The following is a 13528-nucleotide window of genomic DNA, read 5'->3' on the forward strand; positions in this document are numbered from 1 at the left end:
CCATGCAGTTCTCGTTGTCGTGGGTCGCCGCCCTCGTCGTTGCCGTCTCACTCCTCGCAGGCTGCACCGCCACCGACCCCGACGAACAGACCATCGCCGCAACCGATGTCGTGACCGAACCGTCGGGCGACCCTCCGGTTGAGGCCTGCGTCGAGACGGTCCTTTCCGACATCGCCGTCCTCCTGTCGGGCGGTGACGCCAGCTGGACCGAGACTGCGTTCATATACGGCGACGATGCCCGCACAGTCGTCCTCATGGGTCTGATGGAGGCAGTTGACGTCCACGTCGCACAAGGTCGGGCTGCGGCCCTGGCCCTCGCGCAGGATGTCGTCACCCCCGAGTGCCAGGCAGTTGTCGCTGGCCTCCCGTCCCCCTCGACCTGGTGGACGATCGCCGGCGACCACGATCAGGCCTGTGCGGACGAGGTCATCGAACTCGTCCACGACGACCTGCGAACCGGACAACTCGACGGTGCCGCCGTCATCCGTGACGTGGCAGGCAGCCAGGCCGGCCAGGACTACACGACCGCGCGGCTGGCGGCCTCCGCCATCAGGGCCGACTTCGGCCTGCACGCCGCCATCTGGAGCGAACCAGTCGTCCGGTTCGTCGTCGCCATGTGCGGCGGGACGGTCTTCCCACCGACCGGGACAGACGCCGCTGCTCCGCCACCCGCCCCTGTCCCGGCCACCGTGCCCGATCCGCCGCCGGTCCCACCTGCACCGGCCGACATCGACGGCATGGGTTCAGCCGGGGACGGACGGTACGTCCACGTCGGGCTGGGCTGCGGGGACATGACCGGCGAGCTCGTCCTCGAGGACGGCACCGGTGTCCTGCCAGACGGCGGGACCGCCACGGTCGCCGACGTCGTAACGGGTGACGTCGACGGGGTCGAGGGGCCGGCGGAGGTCGTTGTCGTCACCTGCAACCCCGGCGGTAACGTCGAGTTCGACGTCGTACTCGTCTACGACGCCCACGGCGTCCAGGTCGGCGGGACGATCGCTGGGCCGCTGGTCGGGGTGGTGGACGGCGCCGTGATCACCGCCTCCGTTGTCCACGCCGATTCCGACCCGGTGTGCTGTCCGTCGTTGACCGAGGATGTCCCCTGGGTCCTCCACGGGAACGAGTGGGTCCGTCAGGGGCCATGAAGGCGACGCGGTGTTGCTCAGGACACGTCGATGACGAGGTCGTGGCGGCGAAGCCACGAGTTGACCGCACCCGCTGACACGCCGAGGCGAACGGCGATCTGCCGGGCCGTGCGACCCTCGCTGACCTGGGTGTACATCCAGTCCCCGTCGGCCAGGAGTTCCCGTGCCCGGCGACGCCGTTCCATGTGCTGGGCAGACGTCATCCGGACGGCACGGGGGATCGGACCTCGGGTTCGTGTGGTACTCATCGGTTCTGATGGTCAGAGGTACCGCCGACACCTGACGCACCCAGCGTGCCCGGGGGCAACCCGCGACGCCGATGCGGATCCTGAGGCGTTCCAGAACCGGAACTCGGCGGCCTCCTCGTCGGTCAGGACGACCCCGAAGTACCGGCTGCGCGGCACGGCCGTCTCGACGATCGTCCCGTCGGAGCGGTCGATGCCCCAGGAGTGCTGGAGCCACCCGCCGTTGTCGGACTGGGCGTGATCCTCCCCCGCCTGAAGGCGGGGGCGTCGCGCCGCCTCGGTGGGGTGTTGCAGCACCATCAGGCGAGGAGGGCTGCGACGGCGTCGGCCATCGTGTCGTGGTTGTCGCGGGGTGGGCCGCCGTCGACGGTCCAGACCTTGCGGGTGCCGGTTGGGTAGCGGATCCGGCCGTGCTTGCGGTAGGTCTCGATCCGGCGGGCCTTCACGATCCCGAGGGCCGTGCCGTTGCGCTCGATGCGGTAGGCCGCCTCGATCCGGTAGGCGTGCTCGCCGGGGTCGGTCGGGACCGCGCGGACGTCGTCGGGGATGGTCACGAACATGGTGGACCGGACCTTGCGGCCGGCGCTCATGCCGCGACTCCTGTCGTGGGTGCGCCGACCGGTCCGTAGCGCCGGTCGTGGGACCGGATGATGCTGGCCCCGACGGGGTTGGCACGGAGAGCATCGCGGCGGATGCATTCGGCGAATGCGGCCTTGCGGGAGGCCGGCAACCCAACGGTCAACGTGGACGGCATGGGGGTCACCACCGTACGAACCCGGTCGCGGGGAGGGTGTTGCGGCTCTCGCGGCGACGAGCCCGCAGGTCAGCGGCCATGCGGTCGTAGCGGTCGCACTGCTGGGCGGTACCGGGCGTATGGCGGCAGGTCATTGAGGAGCCGGGGTTGGAGCCGTTCCATGCGCGGCGGGCGGCCATCTGGGTGGGGTGGCCGGTGGTGACCCACTCGAACGCGGACATGTCGTAGTCGACGTCCCATTCGGGGTCCTCCCCGTCCTCCTCCGAACCCTCCCAGACGACCTCGAAGAAGCCGAGGTTCCACGTGCCGTCCTTCGACTGCCATGCGATATTCTCGCGATGGAACGACACGGCTCAGCCCTCCGGGGTGGTGTCGAGGTCGAGCAGGGCGTGGGGGAGGCGGTACAGGTCGCCGTCGATCCGCAGGGTGGCGTACTTGCGGGTGGTCCTGACCACGGTGCCCGTCCTGCCGGAGAGGTCCGGTGTGAGGTCCAGACCGGCCTGGACGGTGGCGGTTCCGCCGGGGGAGGGGAGCGCGGCCTTGCGGGCCGCGCGGGTTGCGCGTGCGGTGGTGACGCGGTCGCGCCACGCCTGCGCGGTCTGGCGCTGGATGGCGGTGTCGTAGGCCTCCTCCACGGGGTCGAGGAGGTCCATGACCTTGGCCGGGGCGGCGTCGGCGTTGGGGCCCATCGTTTCGCCCATGTGCTTGAACGCGATCCACAGGTCGCCGTTGCGGGATTCGCGGGTGTACAGCGACACCTCGCAGACGACCTTGCCGTTGAACACCTCGGGGTGTCGGACGGCGGCGTAGACGACCCCGTCGGCGACGGCGGCGGCGAGGATCTCCGTGCCGCCGGCGTACTCGGCGGCGAAGGCGTCCAGGGTGGTGGTGCCGGGCGGGTAGGTGGTGGATCCCCAGCCCATCAGGCGTCGCTCCTGGAGGCACCGAGTGCGGTCGGTGTGGTGCTGGGCATGGCGCTGCGAATCCCTTCCGAACCAGCTATGGTGTGCTACGTATCATAGCACTACAGCTTGGTTGGGTCAAGTGTGGGAGTCGGCGACCCACCCGCGGATGCCGGCTCGCCACAGCCCGGTCACCGGCTCCACGAACGACGCCGCGACCCCTTCCGCGCCCGGTATGCCGAACGGCTGCTCGTCTGGGCGACGGACGTCGTTGACCACCCGGGCGGTCTCCTCGACGGTGAGCGGTTCGTACTCGCAGTCGTCGGGTGCCCCGTAGGCCATCGCCCACTCCTGGGGGGTGTGGGCCCCGTCGATGTCGACCACCAGGCCGTCCGGGGCGAGCACTCCGACGTGGAAGGGTTCGTCGTCGGTGGCCCACAGCCCGACGACCGGCCAGCCGTGGGCGCGGTGCATCGCTGCCGCCAACGCCCCGCAGCCGCCGAGGAGGAACGCGGCACGCGCCTGCTCGTCGAGCACCCCGGGTGTGATGTGGACCGTGCCGTCCCGGCAGTCGTAGGCGAGCACGCCGAGGTTGCGGTCACGGCGTTCGGCGACGTCGGCCCACCAGTCGTCGTCCCACGGGGCGGCGTCGTCGATCAGGTCGGTGTCCCCGTCCTCCACGGCGAACCGGTGGTAGTCCTCGACGCCCTCGGGTATCTGCCCGTCGTAGTCGGGGTTGTCCGCGGGTTCCCACGGGATCGGGGTCCCCGTCGCCATGGCGGCCACCACCCGGTGGTGCCCGTCGGTGCACCAGACGCCGTCGTGGACCTGGACGGGCTGCCGGATGCCGTCGCGTGCGACCGAGTCGACGAACTCCTCCCAGGTCTGACCGTCCCCGCGTGCCCAGTGGGCGGGCCTGACGGCGATGTCTGCTGCCGATGCCCAGGTCGGCCCGTACTCGCTGGGCACGAACCGGTCGGTGAACTCCTCGGGTGACAGCACCGACGGGATCCCGGCCAGATGGGTCGCCGCGACCGTCGGGGCGGGGAGGGCTGCCATCGGGTCGTTCGTGGCCACCCGTGCCGAGGCGCGGCGGATTCGCGCAGGGGCGACCGGTGGCTGGCCGGCGGCGGTGCGGACCGGGTGGGCCCTGACCGGCACGGTCCGGCCAGTCGCCGGGTCGTGCCTGGTGTGCGCGCGCCGAAGGGTCATGCCCCTGCTATTCCGGGCCCTCCCACCGGTCAGCGATCCGGCGACGGACCACGGGCAGGATGTCGCTGCGGGGGATGGCGCTCCGGCGCAGCCGCGTGGCGGGGTCCAAGGCCAGCATCGTCAGCGCCACCCCGCGCAGGGTGGTGTCGCCCAGGTCGCGGGCGATCGCTTCGAGCCCGTTGAGCGGGTAGTCGTCGGTGGGGTCGTCCAGCACGGCCGCGAAGCCGTATTCGCAGGCGACGTGAAGATGATTGCCGCCGAGGCGGCGGTAGCGGGCGGCGGTGGCGGCGAGCAGTGCTGCGGGGGCGTCGGGACGGGCCGACCACCTGGCCCCTTCGACGGCCCCGGCGACGTTCCAGCCGGTGAACCCGCGTGTGTCGGATGCGCCGTGGTAACCGAGCCGCCGGACGAGGTGGGCGAGTTCGTTGTACCGGCCGTTGTGGGCGTGGCAGGCCTGCGCGACCTGGCGGGCCACCCAGACGATCTCGGCCTCGACCAGGGCGTCGATGAGGGCGCAGACGCCACCGAAGTCGTGCATCTCCACGAGGAACGCCGCTGACCAGATGTTGCTGATGGCGGCGTCGAGGTCGGCGCCGATGACGATGCCGTGGGCGTAGGCCTCCACGCAGACGAGGTCGAGCGCCTCCGACAACCGGTCGGTCCAGCCGGCGTGGATGGCGGTCACCGAGTCCGGGTCGTCGATGCGGGAGGCGGCAAGGGCGAGCCACGGGCCGACGGGGGAGTGGTTGATCTGGGCCGGCCCGCCGGTGCCGAGGAGTGTGTCGAAGGCGTGGCGGCCGATCATGTCGCGGTCGCCGACGTAGCAGGCGTTGGCCAGCACCACCGACGGAGGGCCGACCCGGCCAGCGGCCGGGAGCGGCCCCGGGGCGCCCCGCAACGGCAGCAGGCCGGGGAGGGCCAGCGGGGCGGTCACGCGGCCACGACCGCATCTGCCGGCGCGTCCAGCGCCTGCCGCAACCCTGACGCGGCCGCCACTGTTTTGGTGGCGTCGTCCGGGACCGCCCGGACACGGGACAACCCGTGCCGCAGTTCCGGTTCGTACACCATCGCGCACGACACGAGCACGAGCAGCCCCGCGGTGAACCCGATGGCGGGTCCGCAGCCGCGCAGGGGACCCGTCCCGTCCGGTGGCGGGACACCATCGGCGGGTGGGGCGTGCGGCGGGCGGGGCACGGGGGAGGTTTCGTCGACCATGCGACCCACAATACGCATGCGACCGTCTGATACGCAATAGCCGCATTCGGATGTAGGATGTGGGCATGGCCAAATCGAAGAAACCCGGCGGCAACCGGCGTGTCCCGCCCGACGTCATCCGCGACGCGCTCATCCTGGGCGGGATGGCCGCCTCACCCATTGGCCTTCCCGCCGCCGTCGTCCTCGGGGCCCTGGCAGGTGCCCGTCGGGCCCGTTACGTCCGCGCCCGACGCACCGAGCTGGGCCTCACCCAGGCCGAAGCAGCAGCAGCGGCCGGTGTGTCGTTACGGACGTGGCAGAACCTCGAGTCGGCCCGCCACAGGGTCGTCGCCGAATCGACCCTCGAAACCGCAATCGCCGCGCTGGCGATGCCCGAAACCGTCGAAGTGCCCGTCGCCCTGGACCCCGACGACGAGGACGCACTCGAAGCAGCGCTGCCGGTGACCGGTGACCACGACGTCAGGGCGGGACGGCTGGCGCTGCGGCTTCGCGACCTGACCCCTGACCAGCTCGACGTCATCGAGGCCATGCTGGACCAGATGTCCCCCCGACGGCGATGAGCAGCACCCGCCACGCCCGGTCGTGCAGGCCCCCACGACACCGTGGGCCGCAACCCGTCGGGTGCGCACGGCCTCAATCGAGGCCCCGCTGCACCGTCCAACCGGTCCCGTCCAACGTCCTCACCGGGAAGGCACCTCAGGCGGCACGCGGCTCAGGACAAGCAGGACGAAGCATCGACAGGACCGAATCGATCGCCTGAGCACGGATCGACTCGACGTAGTCATGTGCAGGTACTTGGTCGGAGAGGTTCATGTGATTTCCGTTCGGATCGCTGGACATGCCCGTCACCATCGGAGGCCACCGACACCATCGGCACCCGGGTGCGCCACGCACCCGTTGCGCCGCAACGGGATCGGCAGGAAGGCGGCAGGTCGGCCAGCCCCGCCGACCGTCAAGGCCACGACCTCCAACACCCCGGAGCGGCCATGACCGCGATCGTCCCCCCAGCACCGCAAGGACCCCGACGGCGACCCGCTGTCGCGGCCGTGCCCCCAACGGACCTCCACCCACGCGCAGCCAATCCCGTCCCGCCGCCACCGCCACCCGGCCCCGTCCCCAACTGGGAGGACCTGGCCGCTCCCTGCCGGCCAGACCCCTGGGCCGACCTGATCGGACTCCTGTCCTCCCGCCCGCACCGCTGGCAGATCACGGCCGCTGCAGTCGTCCTCGTCGTGCTTCTCGTCCTCCTCGCCACCTGAAACGGAATGGCCGTGCCACACCCCCCGACACGAGGACCCGCCACGATGCCATCGACCACCTGCGGCGCACCCACCCGAGCCGGCAGACCATGCAGCCGGCCGCTGGGCCCCAAGGGCTGCCCCGACCACCACACCACGGCACGGGCATCCACGCCCCCGCAGCCACCTGCCGCGCTCGGATCGTCGCCAACCGTCACACTCGACCCCATGCCCCAGCCATCCGCCCCCGGCCGCACCCTCCCGTCCTACCAGCTGGACGGCACCAAGCGACGGGTCAACGAGCTCGTCACGTGGATCCGTGACGGCATCATGGCGGTGGACCCGCCCTACCAGCGGGGGGCCGTGTGGACCGACCAGCAGCGCACCAACCTCATCAAGTCCATGCAGCTCGGCCTGCCGTTGCACGCCGTCATCGTGTCCGACCGAGGCGTCGAGGAGTCCGTCGCCGGACGCCCCCAGTTCGTCGTCGTCGACGGCCGCCAGCGGCTCGAAACGTTCACGGCCTGGTGGGACGGCAAGGTGTCGGCCCCGGCCAACTGGTTCGAGGCCAACGAGGTCGACCCCACCCGGATCGCCCCCGACGGCACCGTCACCCGCGACGGACTCACCGACCTCGGACGCCGCATGGCCGCCAACCGGTGGCTCATCGGCTTCCACGAGGTCAAGGGACTCACCGTCGAACAGGAGGCCGACCTGTACCTGCTGGTCAACTTCGGCGGTGTGGCCCAGACCGACGCCGACCGTCAACGCGCGGCGGCAATGGGCACCGGCCAGACATGACGCCCGCCGCACCGGTGCCGACCGCCGACCAGTTCCGGTTCGCCGAACTCGTCGGCATGGTCGAAGCCGTCGGCCCGGACCTGTCAGCCGAGGCGCTGGACCGACTCCGCAGGGACTCGACGGCCTCGATGATCCTCGACGATCCAACCGGGGTCGTGGCCGACCTCGTCATCGACCACCTCTCCGACCTCCCCGCCGTGGACTGGGTGCCGCTGCGCAACACACTCCTCGCCGCCGCCCTGGTTGACGGCGGCCGCCCCGGGGCGCGTCTGCTGATGGTGCTGCGCTGCCACTGCACCGACCGTCCGGCCGGCACCTACGGCGGCGACGCCAACTGACGGGCAGCAGCGGACTGCTAGACATACTAGCCATGCATACCATGCGGTTGGAATGCCCCACTTCACCGCCACCGTCGCCCATGCCGCCACCAATGACGGCCGCCTGCTGTTCCCCACCCGGGACCAGCCGGGACTGACCGGGTTCGACCAGACGATCGTGGCGTTCGATCGGCACCCCGACACCGTCACCGTCCCCGCCCCCGACGACGCCGGCGACGAGGCATGGATGCACGCCGCCGAACGGATGTGGATGCTCGCCAACCTGCACCCGGCCGAGGCCTCCGGCCCGGACGCCATCGAACCCCCCGGCGACATCACCAACGAGGAACTCGGCTGGATGACCAGCTACCGCAACGCCGGCAACCGGTCGCTGTGCGTCGGCGACATCGTGCTCCTCACCGGCCCCGACGGCACCGAAGCGGCCTACCAGGCCCTCACCATCGGCTTCGGCCCCCTCGACACCGACGGCGTCCCGATCCGCGACCGGCAACCCCCACGGACCTGACGGGACCCGACTTGCCGCGCAAGCCCCAAGCGGCAATGACCAGCAGTGCATGGCGGCCACCGGGCGCGATCGACCGGACCGGTCACCCCGAGCAGGACACCCACCTCGTCTGATCGGCACCACGCCTGCCCACGGTGGACCGCCACGGCCCCGGGGCCGTCGGCGCGGCGGGCAGGGAATGGCTCGGTCACCCCCAACGCCCGACCGTGACCGCAACACGGTGCACCATCGCGTTCCCGACCCACCTTGGACACGCCGCCCGACATGCCCCACCCGAAGCCCCACATCGGATCGATGTTCTCCGGCCACGGCGGCCTTGACATCGCGGCTGCGGCAACAACCGGCGGACGGGTCGTGTGGCACGCCGAGAACGATCCGGCAGCCGCCCTCCTGCTGGACCGTCGGTTCCCCGACGTCCCCAACGTCGGTGACGTCGCTGCCGTCGACTGGTCCACGGTCGCCCCCGTCGACGTGCTCTGCGCCGGCTTCCCCTGCCAAGACGTCAGCGCGGCCGGGAGCCGCGCCGGCATCACCGACGGGGAACGGTCGGGGCTGTGGACCGAGGTCGTCACCGCCATCTCCGCGCTGCGCCCCGGTCTCGTGCTGCTCGAGAACGTCACCGGCCTGTACTTCGCCGAAGGAACCATCCATGGACCCGACGACCCCCTCCGATGCGTCTGCGGCTTCGCTGCTGGACCAGGAGGCCTCGATCTGGAAGCAGCCGCACGGCCCCCAGCACGTCCCCGCCCTGTCCATTGCCGGCCCGAAACGGACGCTGGACGCACTGGCGAGACGGTTCGGTGGCACCACCGACCGGATCGCCACGGACCTGTGGCGGTGGACCATCGCCGGCGAACCCCTCACCCGGATGCTCACCCAACTGCGGCCCCTGCTGACCAGGACCGCCGAACTGGCCGACCTGGCACTCGACCCCGACAGCACACCGGAGGCGATGCGGCGAGCCACCAACCGCATCCTCGAACCGGACCCGCCCGCACCGAACTGGACTGCCCGTGCTGTGGCCGCCGGATGGGCGGCACCGCAAACAAGCCTGTTCGAGCAGGAGGGCTCGGCGTCGTTCTGTGGTCCCTGGCCCAGATCGGGTACGACACGCAATGGTGCGACCTACCCGCGTCCACCGTGGGCGCCGCCCACCACCGCGACCGATGGTTCCTCCTCGCCCACCCGGCAGGACGGCCGCCCGCACCCCTCGCCGGCCACCTGACCGTGCCGCCCGCCGCGACCGGCGACCTGCTGCCCACGCCACGCGCCACCGAGGGCCCAAAGGGATCACCCAACCAGCACGGCTCCTCCGGCGACCTGATGCTCACCTCCGCAGTCCTGCAACGCATACCTGCCGCAGCCACCGCCGACGGCCACGTCGACCTGACCGGCACCCACCCCACACTCGAGGACGCCCTCGCGCTCGCCACCCCCGGCGGCACCCATCAGACCCTGACGGTGTCAACGGCCGCCCACACCGGCGGAGCGAACCTGTTCGGCGACGCCGGCTGGCACGACCCGACCCGGGCCGCGACGGGGATGCCGGTCCGGGACTGGGGGCCCTACACCGACGCCATCGCCCGCTGGGCATCGGTCACCGGCACCACCCCACCCCACCCCGCCGAACCACGCCGCCAAGGCCCCCGACTCTCCGTCCCCTTCACCGAATGGCTCATGGGCCTCCCCGCAGGATGGGTCACCGGCATCGACGGGATCAGCCGCAACGACCGGCTCCGCCTCCTCGGCAACGGCGTCGTCCCCGCCCAGGCCGCAGCCGCCTACCTCACCCTCGCCCAACGGGCACACGCCGACCACACCGACCACACCGGCCGCGCCGCCGCCTGACCGCCCCGGCCCGTCGCCGGGTCAGCCATCAACGCCGCTGACGGCCCGTGCACGACAGCGCGCCACCATCGCTGCCAACACCTCGGCCTCCTCCAGCAGCACCCCTTCGGCGTCCGCATCCGGGCCGCCGACCAGCAGACGCTGCGCCGCCTGTTCAACCCCTGCCGCAGCCACCAGCAGCATCGGGCCGTCGTCCGGCACCGCCAACGCCCAATCGCGTGCATCCGCAATCGCAGAACCGACCCGTGGCCACCGGTCAGCGACCTCCCGTTGCCGCGCCTCGATGCGCGCCTGTTCCTCAAGTGCCGCACGCCACCGAGCCCGCAACAACCACAGGACCGCACGATAGGTGCCGATGGCCCCACCGATGACGGCAAGGGACACAACGATCAGCAGGCGGACGTCCACCCACCGAGCGTAGGCGCGACCGCCGCAAGCCACCCCGGGGCCGGAATGGCACCCGGCACCCAACGACAGAGGACCTCCTCATGGCCACCCGCCAGTGCGGACACCCAACCCGGAACGGCAGCCGATGCCGCCGACGGATCGCCCACGGACACGACTGCCCCGCAAAGCACCCCGAAGCAGCATCGCTGTCCACCACCGACGCGGCCAGCGTCGCCGCCCACGACCCGTTCGCCACCCCCACCAACGACCCGACCGGCGACCCGGCGATCCGTGACGCGCTCACGTTCGCTGCCGACTACTGTCACGCCGCAGGCGGTGCCCGACCCGGCACGTGCCACCCGGCGTCGTGGAACATCCGCGACCGGTTCGGCTACACCATGGTCCAAGGCCAACGTGGCGGGATCCCCCACACCTGGAACGTGCTGCCCGACGGCCGGATCCTTGATGCCACCGCCGCCCAGTTCGGCGACCCCGGCCCCGGCCTGTACCCCGCCAACGACCCCCGCTACACCCGGTAGGCCACCCCGGGGCCGAGGTGGAATGACCCGTGCATGCCCACACCGACCTGCCGACGCACATCCTCCACCACCGGGACGCGGTGCACCCACCCGTCCGCCAGCGGTGACTGCGGACGCCACACCGCGACCCAGACCGCCACAGCAGCCCTTGGTGCGGCCACCATCGCCACCACCGACCCGATGGGCCCCCCGGCACCCACCCATCCCATGGCGGACCTGCCGATCAACCAACCAACCAACCCGCTGCTCAACGGCCTGCCAGACACCCACACCGGCCCCGACGGGATTCCCTGGCAGCGCGCAGGCGGCCCACCCGACGAGGTCACCTACATCCGCACCGTCAACGGCCCCCACGGCCCCGACCACCAGTACCTCCTCCTCGGCACCGCCGGGTCCGAACCAGGCCTCGTCCGCTACGAATCCGGCAGCGCCGGCACCCCCGACGGCCCGGTCGCCATCGGCTACCTGGACCCCGACTGGGGCGACATCCTTCCGGCCGCAACCAGCGCACCACGCAACCGGGTCCGCCCCGTCGGATGGGACCAGCTCGTCGCCGCCACCGCCGACGCGATCGCCAACACCTACGGCGAGGACGACTGGACCGTCGAACCCGTCGGTTCCGACGGCACCGGCGCAACGGTCCGGCTGCGCCGCACCGACGACGAACTCATCGCCCGCAACCACGACGACACCGACTGGGACGAACCGGGCGTCGCCGTCGTCGCCGTCCAGGCACGCATGCGTCCCGACCGCGGCGGCGTCCGCGTCCACTGGGACTCCCGCTACGACCTCCACACCCTCGACGGCGATCCCGTGGAAGGCGCCGGCTGGCTCTCCCGTGGCGTGTTCGTCGCCCCGACCCCCGAAGCGGCGATCCGCCGGCTGCAGGCCGCAGGCTACGAAGAATCCGGACTCATCGACGACACCGCCCTCCACGGCCTCGGCGTCCGCAAGTCCGAAACCCTCGCCCACTAAATCCCCCTGTCGCGCCGCCAAGTCCAGCAGTAGGTTGCCCGAACCTGTTGCAGAGGAGGCGCCATGGTTGATGAACCCGGCGACACGGGCCGCCCGCTGTACGCCTGGGCCGGTCGCTACACCACCACTACCCGCTATTGGGGCAGCTACTTCTCCGAGCTGGACATCGGGCTCGGTGGCCGGGTGGCGCTGCTCGGCAGCCCCCTCGCCTACTCCTACGACGGCGCAACCTGCACCCTAACCGTCCCGCCACAGCCTTGGCAGCCCGCAGCGGGTAGGCGCGACAAGGACGACGGCACCTTCTACGGATGCACCATTGCCTTCTCCGCCCAACCGGGCGAGGCCTCATTCAGGGGCATGCTGCAGCCACGGGATGGCGACACACCGGTCGACTTCAGCGGCACCAAGCCCGTTCCGCCATCCATCCGCGTCACGACCGAAGACATTCACGCCGTCGCGGCCGCCTACGGCATCGACCTCGACGAGGCCACCGCGACCGCACTGCAACAGGCACTGCCGCCCTTCCCCCCGCAAAGCCCTCCGGCAGCCGCAGCCGCGAAGTCGACCCCATCATCCCTCGCAGCGACCCACCTGCGATCCGCCATCGCCTCCCAGAGCAACACGGTCGGCGGGTTCCTCGGTGGCCTGCTCGGCGCCATGGTCGGCGGCGTCGCCGGCATCCTCGCCGGCCCTGCCGGAGTTGCTGCAGGCGCCGTTGCCGGAGCCTCCGCCGGCTACACCATCGGCTCCCATCTCCCGATGCCGATCTCCGAACCCGAACGAGTCATCTCAGCGGTCGAGCACGGCAGTGAGCACGGCTGCTGCGTGGATCTTCAGAAGCAGACCTACCCCGTTGGCTGGATCCCCTGGATCGGCGACCTCAAGTCCTGGCGCACCTACGATCCCACAACCGTCCCCGGTGTCGGTGTGCTCGTCGGAGCTCGCGTCGCCACCAACGGCACCAGGTACCTCGTTGGCCGCAACCTGATGACCAAGCAGGAGGAGGTGCTGACCAACCGGGACCCGAACGGCCACTACTCCTGGGTGTTCCACCCCTCCCAGGCCATCATCTACACCTGGAACTCCGGCCCGGCGCTTAGCAACGGCACCTACATTCGCCACTCCCAACTCGGTGGCGGCAAACCCGTCGCCTGCGCCGGGGAGTGGACGCTCGCCGATGACGGCGGCATAGGCCTGATGATCGCCTCCATCAACGACCGTTCAGGCCACTACAAGCCCGACGGCGGCAAGTGCATGGGCCCGGTCCTTGACAAGCTTCGATGCATCAACATCGACCCCGACAGCATCAAAGTCACAACCCGCTGACAGCGCAACCTGCCTCCAAGGGTGTCGTGGCGGACGCTCGGTGCCGTGACCGCATCCCTCACGACGAAGGGGCCCCGCGAACCAAGCCTCCTTCTCAT

20 protein-coding genes and 1 pseudogene are annotated in these 13528 nt (G+C 71.1%); 12 read left to right on the forward strand and 9 right to left on the reverse strand.

Going from position 1 to position 13528, the window contains the following annotated elements:
- Positions 1-2: 2 nt before the first annotated feature.
- Entirely contained in the window at positions 3-1145 is a 1143-nt protein-coding gene (locus DVS28_RS26380; RefSeq protein ID WP_114594643.1) for a hypothetical protein, read from the forward strand.
- A gap of 17 nt (positions 1146-1162) precedes the next feature.
- Here the strand turns inward: DVS28_RS26380 and DVS28_RS28855 are convergent, their stop codons facing one another.
- The 8 genes from DVS28_RS28855 to DVS28_RS26415 form a co-directional block, all read right to left on the reverse strand.
- A complete protein-coding gene (locus tag DVS28_RS28855; RefSeq protein WP_164711122.1) occupies positions 1163-1393 on the reverse strand; it encodes an RNA polymerase sigma factor sigma-70 region 4 domain-containing protein in 231 nt (76 codons plus the stop codon).
- Positions 1394-1405: 12 nt separating this feature from the next.
- Positions 1406-1690 (reverse strand): hypothetical protein, encoded by a 285-nt coding sequence (locus DVS28_RS26385; protein WP_114594644.1) that lies wholly within the window; start codon positions 1688-1690, stop codon positions 1406-1408.
- Positions 1690-1980: a hypothetical protein gene (locus DVS28_RS26390; RefSeq protein WP_114594645.1), complete on the reverse strand. Its 291-nt coding sequence runs from the start codon at positions 1978-1980 to the stop codon at positions 1690-1692. The genes DVS28_RS26385 and DVS28_RS26390 overlap by 1 nt, the downstream gene beginning before the upstream one ends.
- Positions 1981-2149: 169 nt before the next feature.
- On the reverse strand, positions 2150-2494 hold the full coding sequence (locus tag DVS28_RS26395; RefSeq protein ID WP_114594646.1) for a hypothetical protein: 345 nt from the start codon (positions 2492-2494) through the stop codon (positions 2150-2152).
- 3 nt (positions 2495-2497) lie between these two features.
- Complete coding sequence (locus DVS28_RS28865; RefSeq protein ID WP_164711124.1) at positions 2498-3067, reverse strand: hypothetical protein; 570 nt, start codon at positions 3065-3067, stop codon at positions 2498-2500.
- 117 nt (positions 3068-3184) lie between these two features.
- Complete coding sequence (locus tag DVS28_RS26405) at positions 3185-4105, reverse strand: ParB/Srx family N-terminal domain-containing protein (RefSeq protein ID WP_164711125.1); 921 nt, start codon at positions 4103-4105, stop codon at positions 3185-3187.
- 160 nt (positions 4106-4265) lie between these two features.
- Positions 4266-5192: a hypothetical protein gene (locus tag DVS28_RS26410; protein WP_114594648.1), complete on the reverse strand. Its 927-nt coding sequence runs from the start codon at positions 5190-5192 to the stop codon at positions 4266-4268.
- Positions 5189-5473 carry a hypothetical protein gene (locus DVS28_RS26415; RefSeq protein ID WP_114594649.1) on the reverse strand — a complete coding sequence of 95 codons (285 nt, stop codon included), beginning with the start codon at positions 5471-5473 and terminating at the stop codon, positions 5189-5191. The genes DVS28_RS26410 and DVS28_RS26415 overlap by 4 nt, the downstream gene beginning before the upstream one ends.
- A gap of 65 nt (positions 5474-5538) precedes the next feature.
- On the opposite strand from DVS28_RS26415, the gene DVS28_RS26420 reads away from it, so the two are divergent.
- The 8 genes and pseudogenes from DVS28_RS26420 (at position 5539) to DVS28_RS28875 (ending at position 10203) form a co-directional block, all read left to right on the forward strand.
- The gene (locus DVS28_RS26420) at positions 5539-6033 is read left to right on the forward strand and encodes a helix-turn-helix domain-containing protein (RefSeq protein ID WP_164711126.1); all 495 of its coding nucleotides are present in this window, start codon (positions 5539-5541) and stop codon (positions 6031-6033) included.
- Between the two features lie 486 nt (positions 6034-6519).
- Positions 6520-6732 carry a hypothetical protein gene (locus tag DVS28_RS26425; RefSeq protein WP_114594651.1) on the forward strand — a complete coding sequence of 71 codons (213 nt, stop codon included), beginning with the start codon at positions 6520-6522 and terminating at the stop codon, positions 6730-6732.
- Positions 6733-6939: 207 nt separating this feature from the next.
- Positions 6940-7512: a DUF262 domain-containing protein gene (locus tag DVS28_RS26430; protein WP_164711127.1), complete on the forward strand. Its 573-nt coding sequence runs from the start codon at positions 6940-6942 to the stop codon at positions 7510-7512.
- Positions 7509-7850: a hypothetical protein gene (locus DVS28_RS26435; RefSeq protein ID WP_114594653.1), complete on the forward strand. Its 342-nt coding sequence runs from the start codon at positions 7509-7511 to the stop codon at positions 7848-7850. The genes DVS28_RS26430 and DVS28_RS26435 overlap by 4 nt, the downstream gene beginning before the upstream one ends.
- Positions 7851-7902: 52 nt before the next feature.
- Positions 7903-8355 (forward strand): hypothetical protein, encoded by a 453-nt coding sequence (locus DVS28_RS26440; RefSeq protein WP_114594654.1) that lies wholly within the window; start codon positions 7903-7905, stop codon positions 8353-8355.
- Positions 8356-8649: 294 nt separating this feature from the next.
- A pseudogene (locus DVS28_RS26445) lies at positions 8650-8970 on the forward strand (DNA cytosine methyltransferase); the annotation flags it as partial.
- Positions 8971-9004: 34 nt separating this feature from the next.
- Positions 9005-9580, forward strand: a complete 576-nt coding sequence (locus tag DVS28_RS28870) for a hypothetical protein (protein ID WP_164711041.1) — start codon at positions 9005-9007, stop codon at positions 9578-9580.
- The gene (locus tag DVS28_RS28875) at positions 9496-10203 is read left to right on the forward strand and encodes a hypothetical protein (RefSeq protein ID WP_164711042.1); all 708 of its coding nucleotides are present in this window, start codon (positions 9496-9498) and stop codon (positions 10201-10203) included. Before DVS28_RS28870 ends, DVS28_RS28875 begins: the two co-directional genes overlap by 85 nt.
- Before the next feature lie 21 nt (positions 10204-10224).
- On the opposite strand, the gene DVS28_RS26450 is transcribed toward DVS28_RS28875, so the two are convergent.
- Positions 10225-10611 (reverse strand): hypothetical protein, encoded by a 387-nt coding sequence (locus DVS28_RS26450; protein WP_114594655.1) that lies wholly within the window; start codon positions 10609-10611, stop codon positions 10225-10227.
- A gap of 80 nt (positions 10612-10691) precedes the next feature.
- Between DVS28_RS26450 and DVS28_RS26455 the strand changes: the two genes are divergently transcribed.
- The 3 genes from DVS28_RS26455 (at position 10692) to DVS28_RS26465 (ending at position 13430) form a co-directional block, all read left to right on the forward strand.
- Positions 10692-11129 (forward strand): hypothetical protein, encoded by a 438-nt coding sequence (locus DVS28_RS26455; protein WP_114594656.1) that lies wholly within the window; start codon positions 10692-10694, stop codon positions 11127-11129.
- A 33-nt stretch (positions 11130-11162) separates the two neighbouring features.
- Positions 11163-12104 carry a hypothetical protein gene (locus DVS28_RS26460; protein WP_114594657.1) on the forward strand — a complete coding sequence of 314 codons (942 nt, stop codon included), beginning with the start codon at positions 11163-11165 and terminating at the stop codon, positions 12102-12104.
- Positions 12105-12167: 63 nt separating this feature from the next.
- Positions 12168-13430, forward strand: coding sequence for a hypothetical protein (locus tag DVS28_RS26465; RefSeq protein WP_114594658.1), 1263 nt, complete (start codon positions 12168-12170; stop codon positions 13428-13430).
- Positions 13431-13528: the final 98 nt, after the last annotated feature.

Origin of the sequence: Euzebya pacifica (assembly GCF_003344865.1) — a bacterium.
Taxonomy (GTDB): Bacteria; Actinomycetota; Nitriliruptoria; order Euzebyales; family Euzebyaceae; genus Euzebya; species Euzebya pacifica.